The sequence below is a fragment of the Acidimicrobiales bacterium genome, assembly GCA_016716005.1.
Lineage (GTDB): Bacteria > Actinomycetota > Acidimicrobiia > Acidimicrobiales > JADJXE01 > JADJXE01.
On sequence record JADJXE010000001.1, the window covers coordinates 637381 to 654988 of the forward strand.

Sequence of the window (17608 nt, forward strand, 5' to 3'; positions counted from 1 at the left end):
GCATCAGCCCACGAACCGCACGGTGTACGTACGGGGCCCGGGCGCGCCCTGCACCCGCAGCTCGGCCGAGCCGGCGTCGCCGAGATCGAGACGCACGGTGCCGTCGCCGGCCAGCTCGGCCGCGACCCGTAGCACCGCGCCGTCGCGCACCACGTCCGCAGGCTCGCCGTCGACCTCGGCGCGCACCGCTCCGTCCGGCAACGAGGACGACGTCAGCTCGAAGCGCGTGCCGTCGGCCAGCTCGAACGAGCCGTCGGCGCCCAGGTACGCGTCGACCACCAGCTCGCCGGCCACGTCGGCCAGGTCGACGACGCCGGGGGCGTCGGTGGGCGCCAGCGTCTCCACGCCGGGTGGGAGGCGGGGCACGACGCCACCGGCCCGGGCGTACACGGGGATCTCGCCGGGGGCGGCCTCGGCCGTGATCGTGGTGGGCCCCGTGAACCGCTCGCCGGTCGCCACGTCGACCCAGTCCCCCTCGGGCAGGTACACCGGCCGGCCGGTGGCGCCGGCGTCGATCACGGGCGCCACCAGCAGCTCGGTGCCGAAGAAGTACTCGAAGAGCTCCCCCCGGGGCCGCCCGACCGCGGCGAAGGCGTCCCACTCGGGCCCCTCGGGCAGGCCTCGCTGCAGGTTCGGGTCGTCGGGGTACAGCAGGATGGGGTGGAGCATGATCGGCTGGCCGCGCTCGAGGGCGGCCGCGGCCATCGCCTGCTGGTAGGGGAAGAGCGAGATGTGGGTCTCGGCCAGGGCCTTCCACGCCGCCAGGGTCTCCGGGTCGTCGACCGGGTCGGCTGGATAGGCCGGGTTCGGTGCCCCTTCGAACGACCAGTTCTCGCCGTAGCGGCTGCCGTGGTGCGTGCGCATCATCGGGGTGTACGCGCCGATGGCGGCCCACCGCAGGAACAGCTCCTTGGTGGTGGGGGTGTTCTCCACGCCGGGGATGGCGAACGCCGAGTAGCCGGCGATGTCGTGGCCGTAGAACGGCACGCCCGACATCCCCAGGTTGACGCCGAGGGAGACCACGCTGGCCAGGCCGTCGAGGCGGTCGAACGACGTGTTCTGGTCGCCGCCCCAGAACGCCGGCGCCCAGCGCTGCGAGCCGGTGAAGCCGGAGCGGACGTAGAACAGGTAGTCGCCGTCGGGACGGGCCTCGTCCCAGAACTCGCGGTTGATCTGCTGCCACCGCACCGGGTACTCGTTGTGGAGCTCGGCACCCGTCTCACCGTTCGCGAACCGGGCGTCGAAGGGCACCCACTCGCCGAAGTCGGTCATGGTGCCGTCGAGGCCGAGCGCCTCGGCCCGCGCCAGGTAGCCCTGGAACCACTGGACCGCCTCGGAGTCGGTCACGTCGAGGGCGGTGCCGCCCGGCAGCACGAACGGCGGCGTGAGCATGAAGGAGGGCTCACCGTCGGGGGTGGTGAGGTAGTACCCCCCCGCCTGGGCCTCGGCCCACTTCTCCTGGTTGTGCGGCACCAGCTCCACCGGCTGTCCGGTCTGGTCGACGGACGGTCCACCCGGCGTGCTCTCGGCGCTCACGATGAAGGGGCTGACGTACCCGAGGAACCGGAAGCCGTCGGCGTGCAGCTGGTCGGTGAGCGCCCGCAGGTCCGGGTACTCGGTCGGCGAGACCTGCCAGTCGTGGCTGAGCCGGAACCCGGTGGCCTGCGACCCGATCCCGATCCAGTCCTCGGTCCAGATCACCGACGACGGGATGTCGTTGGCGCGCAGCAGCTGCGCGACGCGGGCCACGTTGTCCTGGCCGCGCACGGCGTCGTTCATGGGGGCGAAGAACCAGTCGGGGGGCATGGGCGGCCGGCCGACCACCGACGTGTAGCGCTCGACCACGTCGAGGGGTCGCGCACCCACGTACACCTCGTAGGAGAGCCGGTCGTCCCAGGTGCGGACCCGCCAGGTGTCGGGGTGCTCGGCCGTGCAGAGCTCGAAGGCGGCGTAGCGGGTCGTGTCGAGCGACACCCCGTACGGGCCCGGTCCCCCCTCGGGCCCCGGGCTCCAGAAGAACGGCATCGGCACGTAGCTGTCGTAGGGCTCGCCCATCACCGAGGGCGCGGGCTGAGGCGTCTCGGGGGTGACCTTGCCCAGGCCCTGCTCCACCACCCAGATCGGCACGGTGCTCCCCCGGTGCTGGGTGGCCCAGGTCTGGGCGCCGAACCCGTAGAAGCGGTCGCCGGCGGTGCAGGCGAAGCTGGTCGCCACCTCGGTCGCGGTGTCCGGCGCGTCGATCTCGACCCGGACGATCCCGGCGTCGAGGGGCTCGACGGAGATCGTCGCCTGCTCTCCGGTGTCGGCGGCGCTGAGGGTGGCGGTGACGGTGCCGCCGTCCTGCCCGTCGACCGTGGCCGCGACGGGCGCGGTCCAGGGGACGGCCTCCGGCCCGGGGGTGCTCAGCACCTCGTGACCCAGGTAGAGGCCGGGCTGCTTCGACGCCACCTGGTAGGGGGTCGTCCGCCACGCCACGGTGGCGATGCCGTCGGTCGCCTCCCCGCCGACGGGCACCGTCCGGAGGAAGGGCTCGCCGCCGCTGGTGAACGTGATCGTGCCGTCGGCGCCCACCTCGGCGGCCAGCGCCGGAGCGGGGGTGCCGTCGGCGGCCCCGCCGCCGTCGGCGACGGCCACCGTGGTACTCGTGGCCGCGCCGGTCCCGCCGTCGCCATCGGTGCACGCGGCCGCGACCAGCCCCACCGCCAGCAGCAGAGCCAGGGCCCAGCGCAACCTCATGGTTGCCGATCGTAGGCCCGGGCCGGCCGGCCCGGCCGTGCCCGCACCGACGCGAGAGGCTCGCCGGCCCCGCGGGGCCCGCGGGACCGGCCGGTTACGCTGCCGCGATGGAGCCTGCCGACACCACCGCAGCGACGCCCCGCCGACCTCGCTGGAGGACGGTCGTGGCCTGGATCCTGCTGGTGCTGGGCTGCGTGCTCGCCCCCCTCTCGGTGGCCTCCATCTGGGTGCGGAACCAGCTGCTCGACACCGACCGCTACGTCGCCACCGTCACGCCCCTCGCCACCGACCCGGCGATCATCTCCTTCGCCGCGACCGAGATCACCGACTCGCTGTTCGCCGCGGTCGACGTCGAGGCGATCGCGAAGGACGCGCTGCCGAGCGGGGCCTCGGCGTTCGCGGCACCGCTCACCAGCACCCTCGAGGGCTTCGTGGCCACCCAGGTCGAGAAGGTGCTGGAGACCCAGCAGTTCGAGCAGGTGTGGGTCGACGCCAACCGGAGGGCGCACGAGCAGGTGGTGCGGCTGCTCACCAGCAGCGGCAACCGGTCGGAGACCGTCGCCGTCGACCTGGCCAACATCCTCACGCGCGTCCAGCTGGCGCTGAAGGACCGCGGGATCTCGGTGTTCGACGACGTCCCCATCGACCAGGTGGCGGTGGAGCTCGAGCTGTTCGAATCGGAGCCGCTGGCCAAGGCCCGCTCCGCCACCGACCTGCTCGACACCCTCGCGTACGTGCTGCCGATCCTGGCGCTGGCATCGCTCGGGGGCGCCATCGGCGTGTCGTTCGACCGCCGCCGCGCCGTGGTGCGAGTGGGGTGCGGCCTTGCCATCTCCATGGTGGTGCTCGGCACGGCCCTCGCCCTCGGACGCCACGCCTACCTCGGCGCCGTGAAGGACACCATGCCCGAGGACGCGGCCACGGCCGTGTTCGACATCGTCGTTCGGTTCCTCCGCGACGGGCTGCGCGTGGTGCTCACGGTGGGCGTGCTGATGGCCCTCGTCGGCATCGCGCTCGGTCCGAGCCGGGCGGCCCGCCGCTTCCGGGCCACGCTGGAGGCCGGTTTCGGGAGGGCGGGCGAGCGTGTCGGCGAGCCCGGGCCCGTGCCCCGCTGGGTCGCCGCCCACCGCAGGGCCCTGCAGGTGGTCGCCATCGTCCTGGGCGGGCTCCTGCTCACGTTCTGGTCGCGACCCACCCCGTGGGTGGTGCTCGGGCTGGTGCTGCTGGTGCTGGTCCTGCTGGCCGCGATCGAGGTGCTGGCCCGGGCCGGCGGCGGGCCCGACGCGGGCTCCCCGACCGCCCCGACCAGCACCGACGCCTGAGGCCCGCTCGCCGGTCGAGCCCGCGCGCGAGCTCGCCGCACGGCACCATGCTCCTCGCAGGGGGGGCACCGCTCGGGCCTCGGACACCAGGGCGAGCCCCGGCGGGCCGGTCCTGCGCTGGTGGTGGCGGGGCACCGCCGTCGAACAGGTCCCGCCGCGCCGTCGGGACGGGTGGGCAGTCGGCCCCGACTGGCTCATGATGAGGCCATGAGGACGCGACGACTCTTCCCGATCCTGATGGCCGTGCTGCTCGTGGGCGGGTTCGTCACCGCCTGCGGGGGCGACGACGACGATGGCGGCACCACCGGCACGGTCGCCGTCACCGAACCTGCCGGCACCGCCGTCCCGGAGACTGGCGACGGCGGCGGGGGCGGAGGAGGCGGCGGCGAGGTGGACTGCCCGGCCGCGCTGGACGCCGCCGGCACGGTGAACCTCACGTACCAGCTGATGATCCAGCTCTACGACGATGGCCAGTACGCCTCCATGACCAGCCCCGACAGCCCCGTCGACCTCGACCCCGAGGCCTTCCTGGCGGCCGTGTCCACCCTGCGGGTCCTGGAGTCGGTCACACCCGCCGAGGGCGACCTGTTCGGCCCGATCTCCGACAGCCTCGACACCGCGCAGCAGGCCGGCGAGATGCTCCAGCAGAACGTGGCCGTCGGGACCCCGTTCGCCGACGGTGGCGGCCAGGAGCTGCTCGACCTCGCCAACGACACGTTCGTCGACGTCAACGCCAACATCAGCTACTACCTGGAGGCGGCCGGCTGCTGACCGGCCCGACCGGCACGACCGTCGGCGTGGTAGGACGGCGGGGAGAGCCGCGACCCCACGAGGAGACCCCCATGGCGCCCGACGACGACGTGCCCGGCGAGCCCGACGAGCTCGACGCGGCCTTGGCCGAGCTGGAGGATCTCGACGACGAGGAGATCGCCGAGGCCCTCGAGGACCTCCTCGATGACCTCGAGGACGACGGCGACGAGGACGACATCGAGGTGCTCGACGCGGCCGAGCTGCGCCTGCTCGCCGACAAGCTCGACGAGCTGAAGGCCCTCGACCTGGAGGCCCAGGGCATCGTGCTGGCCAACGTGATCGTCGAGGTCACCGACGGCGTGCTCAGCGTGCTGGTCGCCTTCGACGAGGGCGAGACCTACGTCCTCCCGAACGAGGTGACCCGCCTCGACTGATGTGCCTGGTCTCGATCGCGCTCACGACGCCCCAGGCGCCGTCGACGCGCCCGAGGCCGAACACGCCCGGTCCGCATCGCGCTCACGACGCCCCAGGCGCCGTCGACGCGCCCGAGGCCGAACACGCCCGGTCCGCATCGCGCTCACGACGCCCCAGGCGCCGTCGGCGCGACACTGTCGCCCGCACTGACATCCGACGGAGGGACGACATGGAGTTCAGCGCCAGCGAGACGTACGAGGCCGACGTGGCGACCGCGTTCATGCTCTTCCAGGACGCCGAGGCCACCGTGGCGCGGGCCGAGTCCCTCGGCCACAAGGACGCGGAGGTGCTCGCCAACGAGGCGTCGCCCGACGGCGGCTGGGTGATCAGGAGCAAGCGGACGGTGCCGCTCGAGCTCCCGGGCTTCGCCAAGAAGGTCCTCAAGCCCAACAACCTCACCACCCAGACCGACACGTGGGGCCCCGAGGTCGACGGGCGACGGGAGGGCACGTTCGTCATCGAGGTGCAGGGGGCCCCGATGCGGGTGAGCGGCACCATGCGCCTCGACCCCACCGGCGACGGCCGCGCCACCCAGTCGGTGAAGGGCGACGTCGAGGTGAAGGTGCCGCTCATCGGCGGCAAGATCGCCGCCTGGGCGGTGGGCGACGCCCAGAAGGCGCTGGAGGGCGAGCTGGCGTTCAACAAGCGCTGGATCGAGGACCATCGGGGCTGACGGGCCGGCAACGCCCGCCGTCGGCCCCCGGATGCCGGCCGATCGCTCACCTCCGTCGCGACGCCCGCCCGAGCGGCGGCGCTACCGTCGGCCGGCGATGCCCCGTCCCCCCGTCCTTCGCCCAGCCGACGGCGAGTGGGTGCACGTCGGCGCCGCCGACTGCGAGCGGATCCGGCCGGGGCTCGTCGCCCAGCCGGTGAACACGGCGTCGAGCCTGGCCTACCTGGTGGCGGGCGGCGCGCTGATCGCCCGGGGGGTGGCCCGGCCGGCCGGCCACCGGCTCCCGCTGGTGGCCTTCGGCGCCCTGGTGGCGGCCAACGGCGCGGGAGGCGTGGCCTTCCATGGGCCGGGCGAGCCCTGGGCCCGATGGATCCACGACATCGCCCTCGCCGGCACCCTCGGCTTCATGGGCGCCCACGACGTGGTGGTCGACGCCGCCGACGGGCCCGCCCACCTGGCGCTGGCCGGCGCCGGCGCCGTGGTGGGCGGCACCGCCCTGCTGCTCGCGTTCGTCCCCGACGCCAGCAACCCGGTCACCGGCACCCTGGCCGCCGGGGTGCTGGGTGCCGAGCTGCTCTCGGTACGTCGCGGCCGGTTCCACCGACGCCGCTCGGCCCAGGGCCCCTACGGGCTCTCGGGCGGGGCGCTGGTGCTGGGCTCGGTGGTGAACGTGCTCAGCCGCACCGGCCGGCCGCTGTGCCACCCCGACTCGCGCCTGCAGGGCCACGCCCTGTGGCACGCCCTCACGGCGTTGGCCCTCGCGGCGTGGGGCGAGGCCGCCCTGTCCGGTCGACCCGGCGGCTCGCAGCCCTATCCGCCGAGCATCCCGTAGGCCCGCTCGGGGCGTAGGCGCACCACCATCCGGCGATCGGCCACCATGGCGGCGCGGTACTCGCTCCAGTCGGGGTGCTCGCCGGCCAGGGCCCGGTACACCTCGACCAGCTCGTCCACCGTGGCGTCGTCGGGCGCGGCGGCCACCGGGCTCAGCTCGGCCCGGCCCTCGAGCACCGCGTACGACCAGAAGTCGTCGCTCGTCACGTGCAGCGAGGCGCGAGGGTCGCGCCGGAGGTTCGCGGTCTTGGCCCGCTCATCGGTGACGGAGATCCGCACGACGCCGTCGTCGCCCACGGCGTAGCCGATGTTCGACAGCTGCGGCCGCCCGTCGCCCTTGAGCGTGGCCAGCACCCCCCAGCGCCGCTGGCGGACGAAGCCGAGAGCTGCATCGAGTTCCATGTCCGGGCCAACCCCGCCACCGGCGCCACCCTTCCCGGCGCCGCTCGCGACCGCCCGGCCTCGAGCGCCAGCAGCCGGGCCGAAGGGGAGCGCCCGGCGGGGCCACGGCGTCGCCGATGCCGGCGCGTACGATTGCCTCATGCCGTCGCCCGCACCGGCGGAGGGAAGGCGCCCGTGAGCACCACCGTGGTGAGAGCCCTCGGCCCGTCGGTGTCGACAGGCTGATGCACGAGCTGTCCCTCGCCCAGGCCGTGGTCGGCACCGTGGCCGATGCGGCCGTCGCCAACGGCGCGGCGCGGGTGTCGCTGGTCCGCCTGAGGGTGGGCATGCTCTCGGGCGTGGTGTGCTCGGCACTCGAGTTCGCCTTCGACGTGGCCGCCGACGGCACCGCCGCCGAGGGCGCCCGCCTCGAGATCGAAGCGCTCCCCGTCGTCGTCCACTGCCCCACCTGCGGCACCGACGGCGCGCTCGCGGAGCTCACCCGGTTTCGGTGCCCGGCCTGCGGCACCCCCACGGCCGAGGTGGTGCAGGGGCGCGAGCTGGAGATCGCCTCGATCGAGGTGGTCGTGGCCGAGGAGGCGACGCCGTGACCGAGCCCCGGATCGTGGAGCTGCGCCGAGGCATCCTGGAGAAGAACGACCTGCTGGCAGCCGGGCTGCGGGACCGGTTCCTCGCTGCCGGCGTGTTCGCCGTGAACCTGGTGTCCAGCCCGGGCACGGGCAAGACCGCCCTGCTGGAGGCGGTGCTGGTGGCCATGGCCCCCGCCCACCGCGTGGCCGCCCTGGTCGGCGACTGCGCCACCGACAACGACGCCGTGCGCCTGCGACGCAGCGGCGCCCCCGTCCGCCAGATCGTCACCCAGGGCATGTGCCACCTCGAGGCCGACATGGTCGAGCAGCACCTCGAGGGGTGGGACCTGGCCGGCATCGACGTGCTGTTCGTGGAGAACGTCGGCAACCTGGTGTGCCCCAGCAGCTTCGACCTCGGCGAGGCCATGCGGATCGTGCTCCTCTCCGTCACCGAGGGCGAGGACAAGCCGCTCAAGTACCCGGGGCTGTTCCACACCGCCGACTTGGCCGTGCTCACCAAGGTCGACCTGGCCGACGCCGTCGACTTCGACCGGGCGGCCGCCCTGGACGCCATCGAGGCGGTCCACCCTGGCCTCCCCGTGGTCGAGACCTCGGCCCGCACCGGCGCTGGCGTCGACCTGCTCGTGCGCACCCTCGAGGCCCGCCGTGCGGACCTCACCGTCAGGATCCCGCCGAGCACGCCGTCGAGCACCCCGTAGGAGGACGCATGGCCAACGTGCTCTGGCTCAGAGGCGGAGCCGGGCTGGGATGACGCTGGTCGTCGGCTGCGGCAACCTCCTCCGGGGCGACGACGCCGTGGGGCCCGTCCTCGTGCGGATGCTGGCCGAGCGGGGCGTGCCGAGCGGGGTCCAGCTGGCAGATGCCGGCACCGCCGGCATGGACGTGGCCTTCGCCATGCGCGGCCAGGACCACGTGATCGTCGTGGACGCCTGCAGCACCGGCGGCGAGCCGGGCACGCTCCACCGGGTGGCGGCCGAGGTCGTCGAGCAGCTGCCCACCGCCACCGGCCTCGACCTGCACGGGTACCGGTGGGACCACGCCCTCGCCTTCGCCCGGTGGCTGCTGCAGGACGAGTACCCGGCCGAGGTCACCGCCTACCTGGTGGAGGTCGCCTCGACGGAGCTGGGCGACCCGCTGTCGCCGCGCGTGCAGGACGCCACGGAGCGCCTCGCCCAACTGCTCCTCGACGAGCTCGGCCGGCGCGGGGACGGCGGATGAGGATGGATGACGGCGCGCCCGAGCTCCGTCGGCGCGTCGCCGTGCGCGGCGTCGTCCAGGGGGTCGGCTTCCGCCCGTTCGTGCACGGCCTGGCGGCGCGTCTCGGCCTCACCGGCTTCGTGGGCAACGACCGGGCGTCGGTGTTCATCGAGGTCGAGGGGACGCCGGCGGCGGTGAGGGCCTTCGAGCGGGCCCTGGTCGACGACGCCCCTCCACTGGCGGTGATCGACGCGGTCGAGGCCGCCACCGTGCCGGCGACCGGGGCGGCCGGCTTCGCCATCGTGGCCAGCCGGGCCGGGGCCGGTGGCACCACCCTCGTGCCCCCCGACGTGGCCACCTGCGACGACTGCCTCCGGGAGGTGCTCGACCCGCACGACCGCCGGCACCGCTACCCCTTCACCAACTGCACCGCCTGCGGGCCCCGGTTCACGATCATCGAGTCGCTCCCCTACGACCGGCCGGCCACCACCATGGCCGGGTTCGCCATGTGCCCGGCCTGCGAGCGCGAGTACCACGACCCCGCCGACCGCCGCTTCCACGCCCAGCCCAACGCCTGCCCGGCGTGCGGGCCCCGGCTGGCGCTCCGCCACCCCTCCGGCTCGCTGCTGGCCGAGGGCGACGACGCCCTGGTCGCCGCCCGAGCGCAGCTGGCCGGGGGCCGCATCGTGGCGGTGAAGGGGCTGGGCGGGTACCACCTGGCGTGCGACGCGACCGACGCCGCAGCGGTCGCCCGGCTCCGGGAGCGCAAGGCCCGCGGCGGCAAGCCGTTCGCCCTCCTGGTGGCCGACGTCGCCACTGCCCGCCGCCTGTGCCACGTCGGCGACGACGAGGCCGACCTGCTCGAGTCGCGGGCGCGACCGATCGTGCTGCTCGCCAAGCGGGGCCGGGGAGCGCCCGCGGCCCACGAGGTGGCGCCCGACAACCCCTTCCTGGGCGTGATGCTGCCGTCCACCCCGCTGCACCACCTGCTGGTACGGCCGCTCCCCGGCTCGCCACCGGCGCCCGAGATCCTGGTGCTGACCTCGGGCAACCTGGCCGACGAGCCCATCGCCCACGAGGACGCCGACGCCCTGATCCGCCTGGCCCGGCTGGCCGACGCCTTCTGCACCCACGACCGGCCGATCCACGTGCCGTGCGACGACTCGGTGGTCAGGCTGGTCGAGGGCGCGGAGCTGGCGGTGCGGCGGTCCCGCGGCTATGCGCCGTTCCCCGTCCGGCTGCCCGGCGAGGTCCGGCCGGTGCTGGCCGTGGGGGGCGAGCTCAAGACCACGTTCTGCGTCGCCGCGGGTACGCACGCCTGGCTCAGCCAGCACATCGGCGACATGGGATCGCTGGAGACCCTGTGGGCCTTCGAGCGGTCCGTCGAGCAGTTCGAGCGGACATACGGGATCGCCCCCGAGGTGCTGGCCTGCGACGCCCACCCCGCCTACCAGACCACCCGGTGGGCCGAGCGGGCCGCGGCCGCCCTGAGCGTGCCCCTGGTGCGGGTGCAGCACCACCGGGCCCACGTGGCGTCGCTGCTGGCCGAGCACGGCGAGGCGCCCGACACGCCCCTGCTGGGTGTCGCCTTCGACGGCACCGGCTTCGGCGACGACGGCTCGATCTGGGGCGGCGAGGTGCTGATGACGGGGGCCGGCCCGGCCCGGCGGGCGGCCCACCTGGCTCCCGTCCCCCTCCCCGGCGGCGACGCCGCCGTCGCCCGGCCCTCTCGCAGCGCGCTGGCCCACCTGTGGGCCGCGGGGATCGCCTGGGACGAGGCGCTGCCCGCGGTGGCGGCCTGTCCGCCGACGGAGCGCGCCGTCGTGGCCAGCCAGCTCGAGAGCCCCACCACCGTGCGCACGTCGAGCATGGGCCGCCTGGTCGACGCCGTCGCCGCCCTGGCGGGCGTCCGCCAGGCCTGCCGCTACGAGGCCGAGGCCGCCATCGAGCTCGAGGGCCTGGTGGCCGGCGAGCCCGCCGACCCCTACCGGTTCACGCTCCGGCCGGGTGACCCGGTGGTGCTCGACCCGGCCCCGGTGATCGCGGCGGTGGCGGCCGACGTGCGCGCCGGCACCCCGCCCGCCGTGGTGGCCGCCCGCTTCCACGCCGCGGTGGCCGATGTCGTGGCCGCCACCGCGTCCCACCTGCGTGCCGTCACGGGCATCGGCCGCGTCGGCCTGACGGGAGGGGTGTTCCAGAACGTCACCATCCTCCGCTGGAGCCTCGCCCGGCTACGGTCGGAGGGGTTCGAGGTGCTGGTCCACCGGCGGGTGCCCCCGAACGACGGGGGGCTCGCCCTCGGCCAGGCCGTCCTGGCCGCGTCGACCTGAGGGGAGGGGCCATGTGCCTCGGGGTGCCCGGCAGGGTGGTGGAGATCCACGGCGAGGACCTCGGCCGGACGGCCCGCGTCGACTTCGGCGGAGTGGAGCAGGTGGTCTCGCTCGCCTACGTGCCCGAGGTGCAGGTGGGCGACTACACGATCGTGCACGTCGGGTTCGCCATCACCCGCCTCGACGAGGCGGCGGCGCTCGAGACGCTGGACCTGTTCGCCGAGCTGGGCGCCGGCGACGAGCCGGGCACCACCGAGCCGTCGCCGTGAGGTACCTCGACGAGTTCAACGATCCCGCCCTGGCCCGGCGGCTGCTCGACGACGTCCATCGGGCCACCACCCGGCCGTGGGCGATCATGGAGGTCTGCGGCGGCCAGACCCACTCGATCGTGCGCCACGGCATCGACCAGCTGCTGCCCGAAGCCATCGAGCTGATCCACGGCCCCGGCTGCCCGGTGTGCGTCACCCCCCTCGAGGTGATCGACAGGGCGCTCGCGATCGCATCGCGGCCCGAGGTGGTGTTCTGCAGCTTCGGCGACATGCTGCGGGTGCCCGGCAGCGAGCACGACCTGCTCACGGTGAAGAGCCGGGGCGGCGACGTGCGGGTGGTCTACTCCCCGCTCGACGCCCTCGCGCTGGCCGAGGCCGAGCCCGACCGCCAGGTGGTGCTCTTCGCCATCGGCTTCGAGACGACGGCCCCGGCCAACGCCCTCGCCGTGCTCCAGGCGCACCAGCGCGGCGTCACCAACTTCTCGGTGCTGGTGTCACACGTGCTGGTGCCCCCGGCCGTCACCGCCATCCTCGCCTCGCCTTCCTGCCGGGTGCAGGCGTTCCTGCTCGCCGGCCACGTCTGCAGCGTGATGGGCACGGGCCAGTACGCCCCGCTGGTCCGGCAGCACCGCGTGCCGATGGTGGTGACGGGCTTCGAGCCGCTCGACGTGCTGGAGGGCATCCGCCGCGCCGTGCTCCAGCTGGAGTCCGGCCGGGCCGAGCTCGAGAACGCCTACCCGCGGGCGGTGCGCGACGAGGGGAACGAGGCCGCCCGCCGGGTGCTGGCCGACGTGTTCGAGGTGTGCGACCGGACCTGGCGGGGCATCGGCACGATCCCGGCCAGCGGCTTGCGCCTCGCCGAGCCCTACCGCCGCCTCGACGCCGAGGCCCGCTTCGACGTCGGCGCCATCCGCACCGGAGAGTCGCCCCTGTGCCGCAGCGGCGAGGTGCTCCAAGGGCTGATCACGCCCCACGAGTGCGAGGCGTTCGGCACGCGCTGCACGCCCCGCGCACCCCTCGGCGCCACCATGGTGTCGGGCGAGGGCGCCTGCGCGGCCTACTACCGGTACCGCCGGCTCGACCAGCCGGTGGCCGCACCGGGCCGCGGTGGCTGACGTCGCCGGGCCCGCGGCCGACCCGGCGACGTGGAGCTGCCCCCTGCCCCTGCGCGACCACGACACCGTGGTGCTCGGGCACGGCGGCGGCGGGCGCCTCTCGGCCGAGCTGGTCGAGCACCTGTTCCTGCCCGCCTTCGGGGGCGCCGACCCGGCCGGCCTGCACGACGCGGCCGTGGTCGAGGCCGGGGGCGCCCGGCTGGCCTTCTCGACCGACTCCTACGTGGTGCGCCCGCTGTTCTTCCCCGGCGGCAACATCGGCCACCTGGCCGTGCACGGCACCATCAACGACGTCGCCATGGCCGGCGCCACCCCGCTCTTCCTGTCGACCGCCTTCATCGTGGAGGAGGGCCTTCCCCTCGAGGTGCTGGGCCGGGTGGCCGAGGCCATGGGCGAGGCCGCCCGGCTGGCGGGCGTGCGTCTGGTCACCGGCGACACCAAGGTGGTCGACCAGGGCCACGGCGACGGCCTGTTCGTGACCACGGCCGGCGTGGGGCTGGTGCCGCCCGGCGTGCACATCGGCCCCGACCGGGCCCGGCCGGGCGACGCCGTAATCGTGTCGGGGTCCATCGGCCGCCACGGCATCGCGGTGCTGTCGGTGCGCGAGGGCCTGGAGTTCGGCACTGTGGTCGAGAGCGACACGGCGCCGCTCCACGGGTTGGTGGCGGCCATGCTCGCCGCCGCCCCGGGGGTGCACGTGCTGCGCGACCCCACCCGCGGCGGGTTGGCCGCCACCCTCAACGAGATCGCCGCCTCGTCGGCGGTGGGGGTCGAGATCGCCGAGCGCGCCGTGCCGGTCCCGCCCGAGGTGCGCGCCGCCTGCGGCTTCCTCGGCCTCGACCCCTACGCGGTGGCCAACGAGGGCGTCCTGGTGGCCTTCGTCGACCCGGCCTCGGTCGACGCCGTGGTCGGGGCCATGCAGGACCACCCGCAGGGCCGCGGGGCCGCAGTGATCGGGCGGGTCACCGACGCCCACCCCGGTGTCGTGGCGGCCGTCACCGCCATCGGCGGCACCCGCATCGTCGACCTGCCCCTCGGCGAGCAGCTCCCCCGCATCTGCTGACCGCGCCGTACCCTGCCCGCATGACCACCGCCAGCGCCCTCACCTTCGTCGACGACGTGACCGCCCTGGTGGCGGTGCAGGCCGAGAGCACGGTGTCGCGGGTGGTGCTCCGGGAGGCAGGCGCGAGGGTCGTGCTCTTCGCGTTCGACGCCGGCCAGGAGCTCACCGAGCACACCGCGGCCCTGCCGGTGCTGCTGCAGGTGCTGTCGGGCCGGCTCACCGTGAGCGCCGGCGGGCGCACCGTCGACCTGCGGCCGGGCGGGCTCGTCCACCTCACCGCCCACCTCCCCCACGCGGTGCTTGCGCACGAGCCGACCGTGCTGCAGCTCACCCTGCTCCAGGCTGTCGACGGCGGGTAGCGGCTCGGGCGGTACGTTCCGGGCATGGACGAGCTGGGCCTGGACGTTCCGGGCCTGGACGAGCTGGGCCTGCTCGGCGCGGCCGCCACCGCCCGGTTGGTGGCCGCCGGCGCGGTGTCGGCGCGCGAGACGGTCTCGGCCCGGCTGGCCCGCCTCGACGCCCTGGCCGGGCTCGACGCCGTGGTCGCCCGCGACGACGAGGCCGCCCTCGCCCAGGCCGCCGAGCTCGACCGGCGCTTCGCGGCCGGCGGCCCCGTCGGCCCGCTGCACGGGGTGCCGGTGACGGTGAAGGACTGGATCGACGTGGCCGGTCTCCCGTGCGTCGGGGAGAGCGGTGACCGCAACCGGGTGCCGGCGACCGACGCCACAGTGGTCGCCCGGCTCCGGGCGGCCGGCGCGGTGGTGGTGGCCAAGACCAACGTGGGGGTCGACCATCCGCTGTTCGGGCCGTGCCGCCACCCGGTCGACGCCACCCGCAGCCCCGGTGGCTCGTCCAGCGGCGAGGCCGCGCTGGTCGGTGCGGGCGGCTCGTGCCTGGGGATCGGCAGCGACAGCGGCGGCAGCATCCGCCTGCCGGCGTCCTGGTGCGGCGCCACGGGTCTGAAGCCCACCTTCGGGCGGGTGCCCCTCACCGGCCACTTCCCCCGCATCGGTGCCCTGCACGACGGCCGCACCGTCATCGGCCCGCTCGCCGGCCACGTCGACGACCTCCGCCTCTGCCTGCGCGTGATCCACGGCCCCGACGGGCGCGATGCCGCCTGCGCGCCGGTACCGCTCGACGTCGGGGCACCGCAGGCCCTGCGAGCCACCCGCGTGGCCTGGCTGGTCGACGACGGAGCCGGGCGAGCGAGCCCGGGGGTCGCGGCCGCCGTGCGACGGGCCCTCGTGGCCCTCGAGGAGGCGGGCGCGCGGGTGGCCGACGAGCCCCTGACGGGGATCATCGACGAGTCCCTCGACATCACGCGCCGCTACTGGTCGCGCCGTTCGCTCGACGGCCCCGCCAACGACCGGCTGCTCTGGGACTGGGACCGCTTCCGGCGCCGGCTGCTCACCCTGGCCGACGGCTTCGACCTGCTCGTCACCCCCAGCACCGCGGGCGTGGCCCCGCCGGCCCGGGCCCTCGACGAGCTCGACTACGTGTTCACGCTGCCGTGGAGCCTCACCGGCTGGCCGGCGGCATCGGTGCCGATGCCGGTGCCGGTGCCGGTGCCGGTGCCGGTGCCGGTGCCGGTGCCCGACGGTGGGCTGCCGTTGGGGGTCCAGGTCGTCGGTGGGCCCTGGCGCGACGACATGGTGCTGAGCGCGGCCGGCGCCGTCGCCACGGTCCTGGCCAGGGCTCGACGACCGGCCGGTGATCCCGACCCGGCTCAGGCCGGCGCGCAGCCGGTGGGCTCGGGCCAGAGGCTGCCCGCGAGCCCCCGGCACACCTCGGCGACCACGCCGGCGGGCGCGCCGGGCACACCGGTCCAGTCGGTGGTCACGCGCAGGGCGCCGGGCCCCACCACCTCGTAGGTGATCTGGTGGCGGTACGCCGGGTCGGCGGCGCCGGGCGCGCCATGGGCGGCGTAGCTCACCTCGACCAGGAAGGCCGGAGCCCCGGTCGCCAGCGCGTCGACCAGGCACGAGAGGACCTCTGGGCTGGGCAGGGCGGTGGTCGGCCAGCCCGACGGCGTGATTCGGCCGCAGTCCCGGGCCCCCGGGGGGAGCGCCCCGGTGTCGCTGGAGGCCGCCGTCTCCTCCGTCGAGGACGCGGTGCCCTCGGCAGACGGCGGCGAGAAGACCTCTCCGCCCTCGTCGCCGCTCCCGCCACCGCAGGCCGTGACGAGCCCGGCCACCAGCACCGCCAGCACCGCCGGCCCGGCCGCCCGCACCTCGCGAGATCGGCTCTGCACGACCTCATGGTCGCGCCGGCCGCTACGGTCCGACCATGGCCAACGAGGCCGTCGTCGTGGAGGTGGCGGGCCGCGAGCTGGCGGTGTCGAACCCCGGAAAGGTGTTCTTCCCGGCCCGCGGCGAGACCAAGCTCGACCTGGTCCGCTACTACCTGGCCGTCGGCGACGCGGTGATGCGCACCATGGCCGATCGACCCGTGCTGCTGCAGCGGTTCCCCGACGGGGCGCGCGGCTCGTCGTTCTTCCAGAAGCGGGTGCCGAAGGGAGCGCCCGACTGGCTCACCACCACGGTGGTGTGGACGGTCAACGGAACCCCCTCGACCGCCCTGGTGATCGCCGACCTGGCCCACCTGGTCTGGGCCGTGAACCTGGGGTGCGTCGGCTTCCACTCCTGGCCCTTCCGCGCCGGCCACGCCGGCGAGGTCGACGAGCTGCGCGTCGACCTCGATCCGCAGCCGGGCACCACCTTCGCCATGGCCCGTGAGGCCGCCGCCCTCGTAGGGTCGTTCCTCGACGAGGTGGGCATGCGGGGATTCGTGAAGACCACCGGCTCGCGGGGCCTGCACGTGTACGTCCCCCTGGTGCCCCGCCACGACTCGGTGGTGGTGCGCTCGGCCGCGGTGGCCGTGGCCCGCGAGCTGGAGCGACGCCGGCCCGACCTGGTCACCGCCGCGTGGTGGAAGGAGCAGCGGGGCGCCCGCATCTTCGTGGACTTCAACCAGAACGCGCCGCACAAGACAGTGTTCGCACCGTGGTCGGTGCGGGCCGTCGACCACGCCCCGGTCTCGTGCCCGCTGCGCTGGGAGGAGGTCGCCGGGGTGGACCCCCGCGACCTCACCATCGCCATCGTGCCTCGTCGGCTGGAGCTGCTGGGCGACCCCTGGGCCGACCTGCCCGGCGCGGCCCAGGAGCTCGACCCGCTGCTCGACCTGGTGGCACGCGACCAGGCCGCCGGCCTCCCCGACGCGCCGTGGCCGCCCGTCTACCCGAAGATGGCCGGCGAGCCCACCCGCGTGAACCCCAGCCGGGCCCGCCCGGCCCAGGAGCCGGGCGGGGACTGAGCGATCCGAGGGTCCGCCTCACACGGCCAGGCGGACCCCCACCAGCATCACGCCGATCATCGAGACCACCAACGCCACCAGCGCCAGCATCAGCTGGCCCTTGAAGGCGCTCAGCTCGCCTCGGATCTCCGCCTTGAGCTCGCCCCGCAGACCGACGACGTCGCCCCGGAGCTCGGCCATCCCACCCCGGAGCTCCACCATCTCGCCGCGCACCCCCGCCATCTCGCCGCGCAGCTCCGAACGCAGCTCGACCATCTCGCCGCGCACCCCCGCCATCTCGCCGCGCAGCTCCGAACGGAGTCCTGACATCTCGCCCCGGACGAGCGCCAGCTCGCCTCGCAGCACGTCCTTGGTCACGATGTCCGACCAGTCGACCGGGGGAACGGCCGTCATCAGCAGGGCCGCCTCGTCGGGGCCCAGCTTGTCCTCGAGGCAGCGGTGGAGCCGCAATCGTTCGGCGTCGGTGAGCGCCACGGTGACCCTCCACGGTCGGGACCGGCGAGAGGGGGGAGCACGAGGTGATCGTACCCCTGGGGTGTCTCGC

General features: G+C 74.9%; 18 protein-coding genes. 15 read left to right on the top strand and 3 right to left on the bottom strand.

Going from position 1 to position 17608, the window contains the following annotated elements; all coding sequences use genetic code 11:
* Positions 1 to 3: 3 nt before the first annotated feature.
* Positions 4 to 2736, bottom strand: coding sequence for a hypothetical protein (locus tag IPM45_03125; GenBank protein ID MBK9178563.1), 2733 nt, complete (start codon positions 2734 to 2736; stop codon positions 4 to 6).
* A gap of 107 nt (positions 2737 to 2843) precedes the next feature.
* Here IPM45_03125 and IPM45_03130 point away from each other — a divergent pair, with 107 nt between their 5' ends.
* From IPM45_03130 to IPM45_03150, 5 genes are all read left to right on the top strand, one after another.
* The gene (locus IPM45_03130; GenBank protein ID MBK9178564.1) at positions 2844 to 4058 is read left to right on the top strand and encodes a hypothetical protein; all 1215 of its coding nucleotides are present in this window, start codon (positions 2844 to 2846) and stop codon (positions 4056 to 4058) included.
* Positions 4059 to 4265: 207 nt separating this feature from the next.
* Entirely contained in the window at positions 4266 to 4829 is a 564-nt protein-coding gene (locus IPM45_03135; protein MBK9178565.1) for a hypothetical protein, read from the top strand.
* 71 nt (positions 4830 to 4900) lie between these two features.
* Positions 4901 to 5242 (top strand): hypothetical protein, encoded by a 342-nt coding sequence (locus IPM45_03140; protein ID MBK9178566.1) that lies wholly within the window; start codon positions 4901 to 4903, stop codon positions 5240 to 5242.
* Positions 5243 to 5451: 209 nt separating this feature from the next.
* Positions 5452 to 5955 (top strand): DUF2505 domain-containing protein, encoded by a 504-nt coding sequence (locus IPM45_03145; GenBank protein ID MBK9178567.1) that lies wholly within the window; start codon positions 5452 to 5454, stop codon positions 5953 to 5955.
* Between the two features lie 97 nt (positions 5956 to 6052).
* Positions 6053 to 6787 carry a hypothetical protein gene (locus IPM45_03150; GenBank protein MBK9178568.1) on the top strand — a complete coding sequence of 245 codons (735 nt, stop codon included), beginning with the start codon at positions 6053 to 6055 and terminating at the stop codon, positions 6785 to 6787.
* Here the strand turns inward: IPM45_03150 and IPM45_03155 are convergent.
* Positions 6766 to 7188 (bottom strand): PPOX class F420-dependent oxidoreductase, encoded by a 423-nt coding sequence (locus IPM45_03155; GenBank protein ID MBK9178569.1) that lies wholly within the window; start codon positions 7186 to 7188, stop codon positions 6766 to 6768. The two genes, IPM45_03150 and IPM45_03155, sit on opposite strands and share 22 nt — an antisense overlap.
* A gap of 224 nt (positions 7189 to 7412) precedes the next feature.
* On the opposite strand from IPM45_03155, the gene hypA reads away from it, so the two are divergent.
* From hypA to ligD, 10 genes are all read left to right on the top strand, one after another.
* On the top strand, positions 7413 to 7778 hold the full coding sequence (hypA, locus tag IPM45_03160; GenBank protein MBK9178570.1) for a hydrogenase maturation nickel metallochaperone HypA: 366 nt from the start codon (positions 7413 to 7415) through the stop codon (positions 7776 to 7778).
* Positions 7775 to 8476, top strand: coding sequence for a hydrogenase nickel incorporation protein HypB (gene hypB / locus IPM45_03165; protein MBK9178571.1), 702 nt, complete (start codon positions 7775 to 7777; stop codon positions 8474 to 8476). Before hypA ends, hypB begins: the two co-directional genes overlap by 4 nt.
* A gap of 49 nt (positions 8477 to 8525) precedes the next feature.
* On the top strand, positions 8526 to 8996 hold the full coding sequence (locus IPM45_03170) for a hydrogenase maturation protease (protein MBK9178572.1): 471 nt from the start codon (positions 8526 to 8528) through the stop codon (positions 8994 to 8996).
* Positions 8997 to 8998: 2 nt separating this feature from the next.
* On the top strand, positions 8999 to 11305 hold the full coding sequence (gene hypF, locus IPM45_03175; protein MBK9178573.1) for a carbamoyltransferase HypF: 2307 nt from the start codon (positions 8999 to 9001) through the stop codon (positions 11303 to 11305).
* Positions 11306 to 11316: 11 nt separating this feature from the next.
* The gene (locus IPM45_03180) at positions 11317 to 11574 is read left to right on the top strand and encodes a HypC/HybG/HupF family hydrogenase formation chaperone (GenBank protein ID MBK9178574.1); all 258 of its coding nucleotides are present in this window, start codon (positions 11317 to 11319) and stop codon (positions 11572 to 11574) included.
* Positions 11571 to 12689, top strand: a complete 1119-nt coding sequence (gene hypD, locus IPM45_03185) for a hydrogenase formation protein HypD (GenBank protein ID MBK9178575.1) — start codon at positions 11571 to 11573, stop codon at positions 12687 to 12689. Before IPM45_03180 ends, hypD begins: the two co-directional genes overlap by 4 nt.
* The gene (hypE, locus tag IPM45_03190) at positions 12682 to 13752 is read left to right on the top strand and encodes a hydrogenase expression/formation protein HypE (protein ID MBK9178576.1); all 1071 of its coding nucleotides are present in this window, start codon (positions 12682 to 12684) and stop codon (positions 13750 to 13752) included. The genes hypD and hypE overlap by 8 nt, the downstream gene beginning before the upstream one ends.
* A gap of 20 nt (positions 13753 to 13772) precedes the next feature.
* Positions 13773 to 14111 (top strand): cupin domain-containing protein, encoded by a 339-nt coding sequence (locus IPM45_03195; GenBank protein MBK9178577.1) that lies wholly within the window; start codon positions 13773 to 13775, stop codon positions 14109 to 14111.
* Positions 14112 to 14135: 24 nt separating this feature from the next.
* Positions 14136 to 15623 carry an amidase gene (locus IPM45_03200; protein MBK9178578.1) on the top strand — a complete coding sequence of 496 codons (1488 nt, stop codon included), beginning with the start codon at positions 14136 to 14138 and terminating at the stop codon, positions 15621 to 15623.
* A gap of 415 nt (positions 15624 to 16038) precedes the next feature.
* On the top strand, positions 16039 to 17064 hold the full coding sequence (gene ligD / locus IPM45_03205; GenBank protein ID MBK9178579.1) for a non-homologous end-joining DNA ligase: 1026 nt from the start codon (positions 16039 to 16041) through the stop codon (positions 17062 to 17064).
* 18 nt (positions 17065 to 17082) lie between these two features.
* On the opposite strand, the gene IPM45_03210 is transcribed toward ligD, so the two are convergent.
* Positions 17083 to 17538 (bottom strand): hypothetical protein, encoded by a 456-nt coding sequence (locus IPM45_03210; GenBank protein MBK9178580.1) that lies wholly within the window; start codon positions 17536 to 17538, stop codon positions 17083 to 17085.
* Positions 17539 to 17608 lie beyond the last annotated feature (70 nt).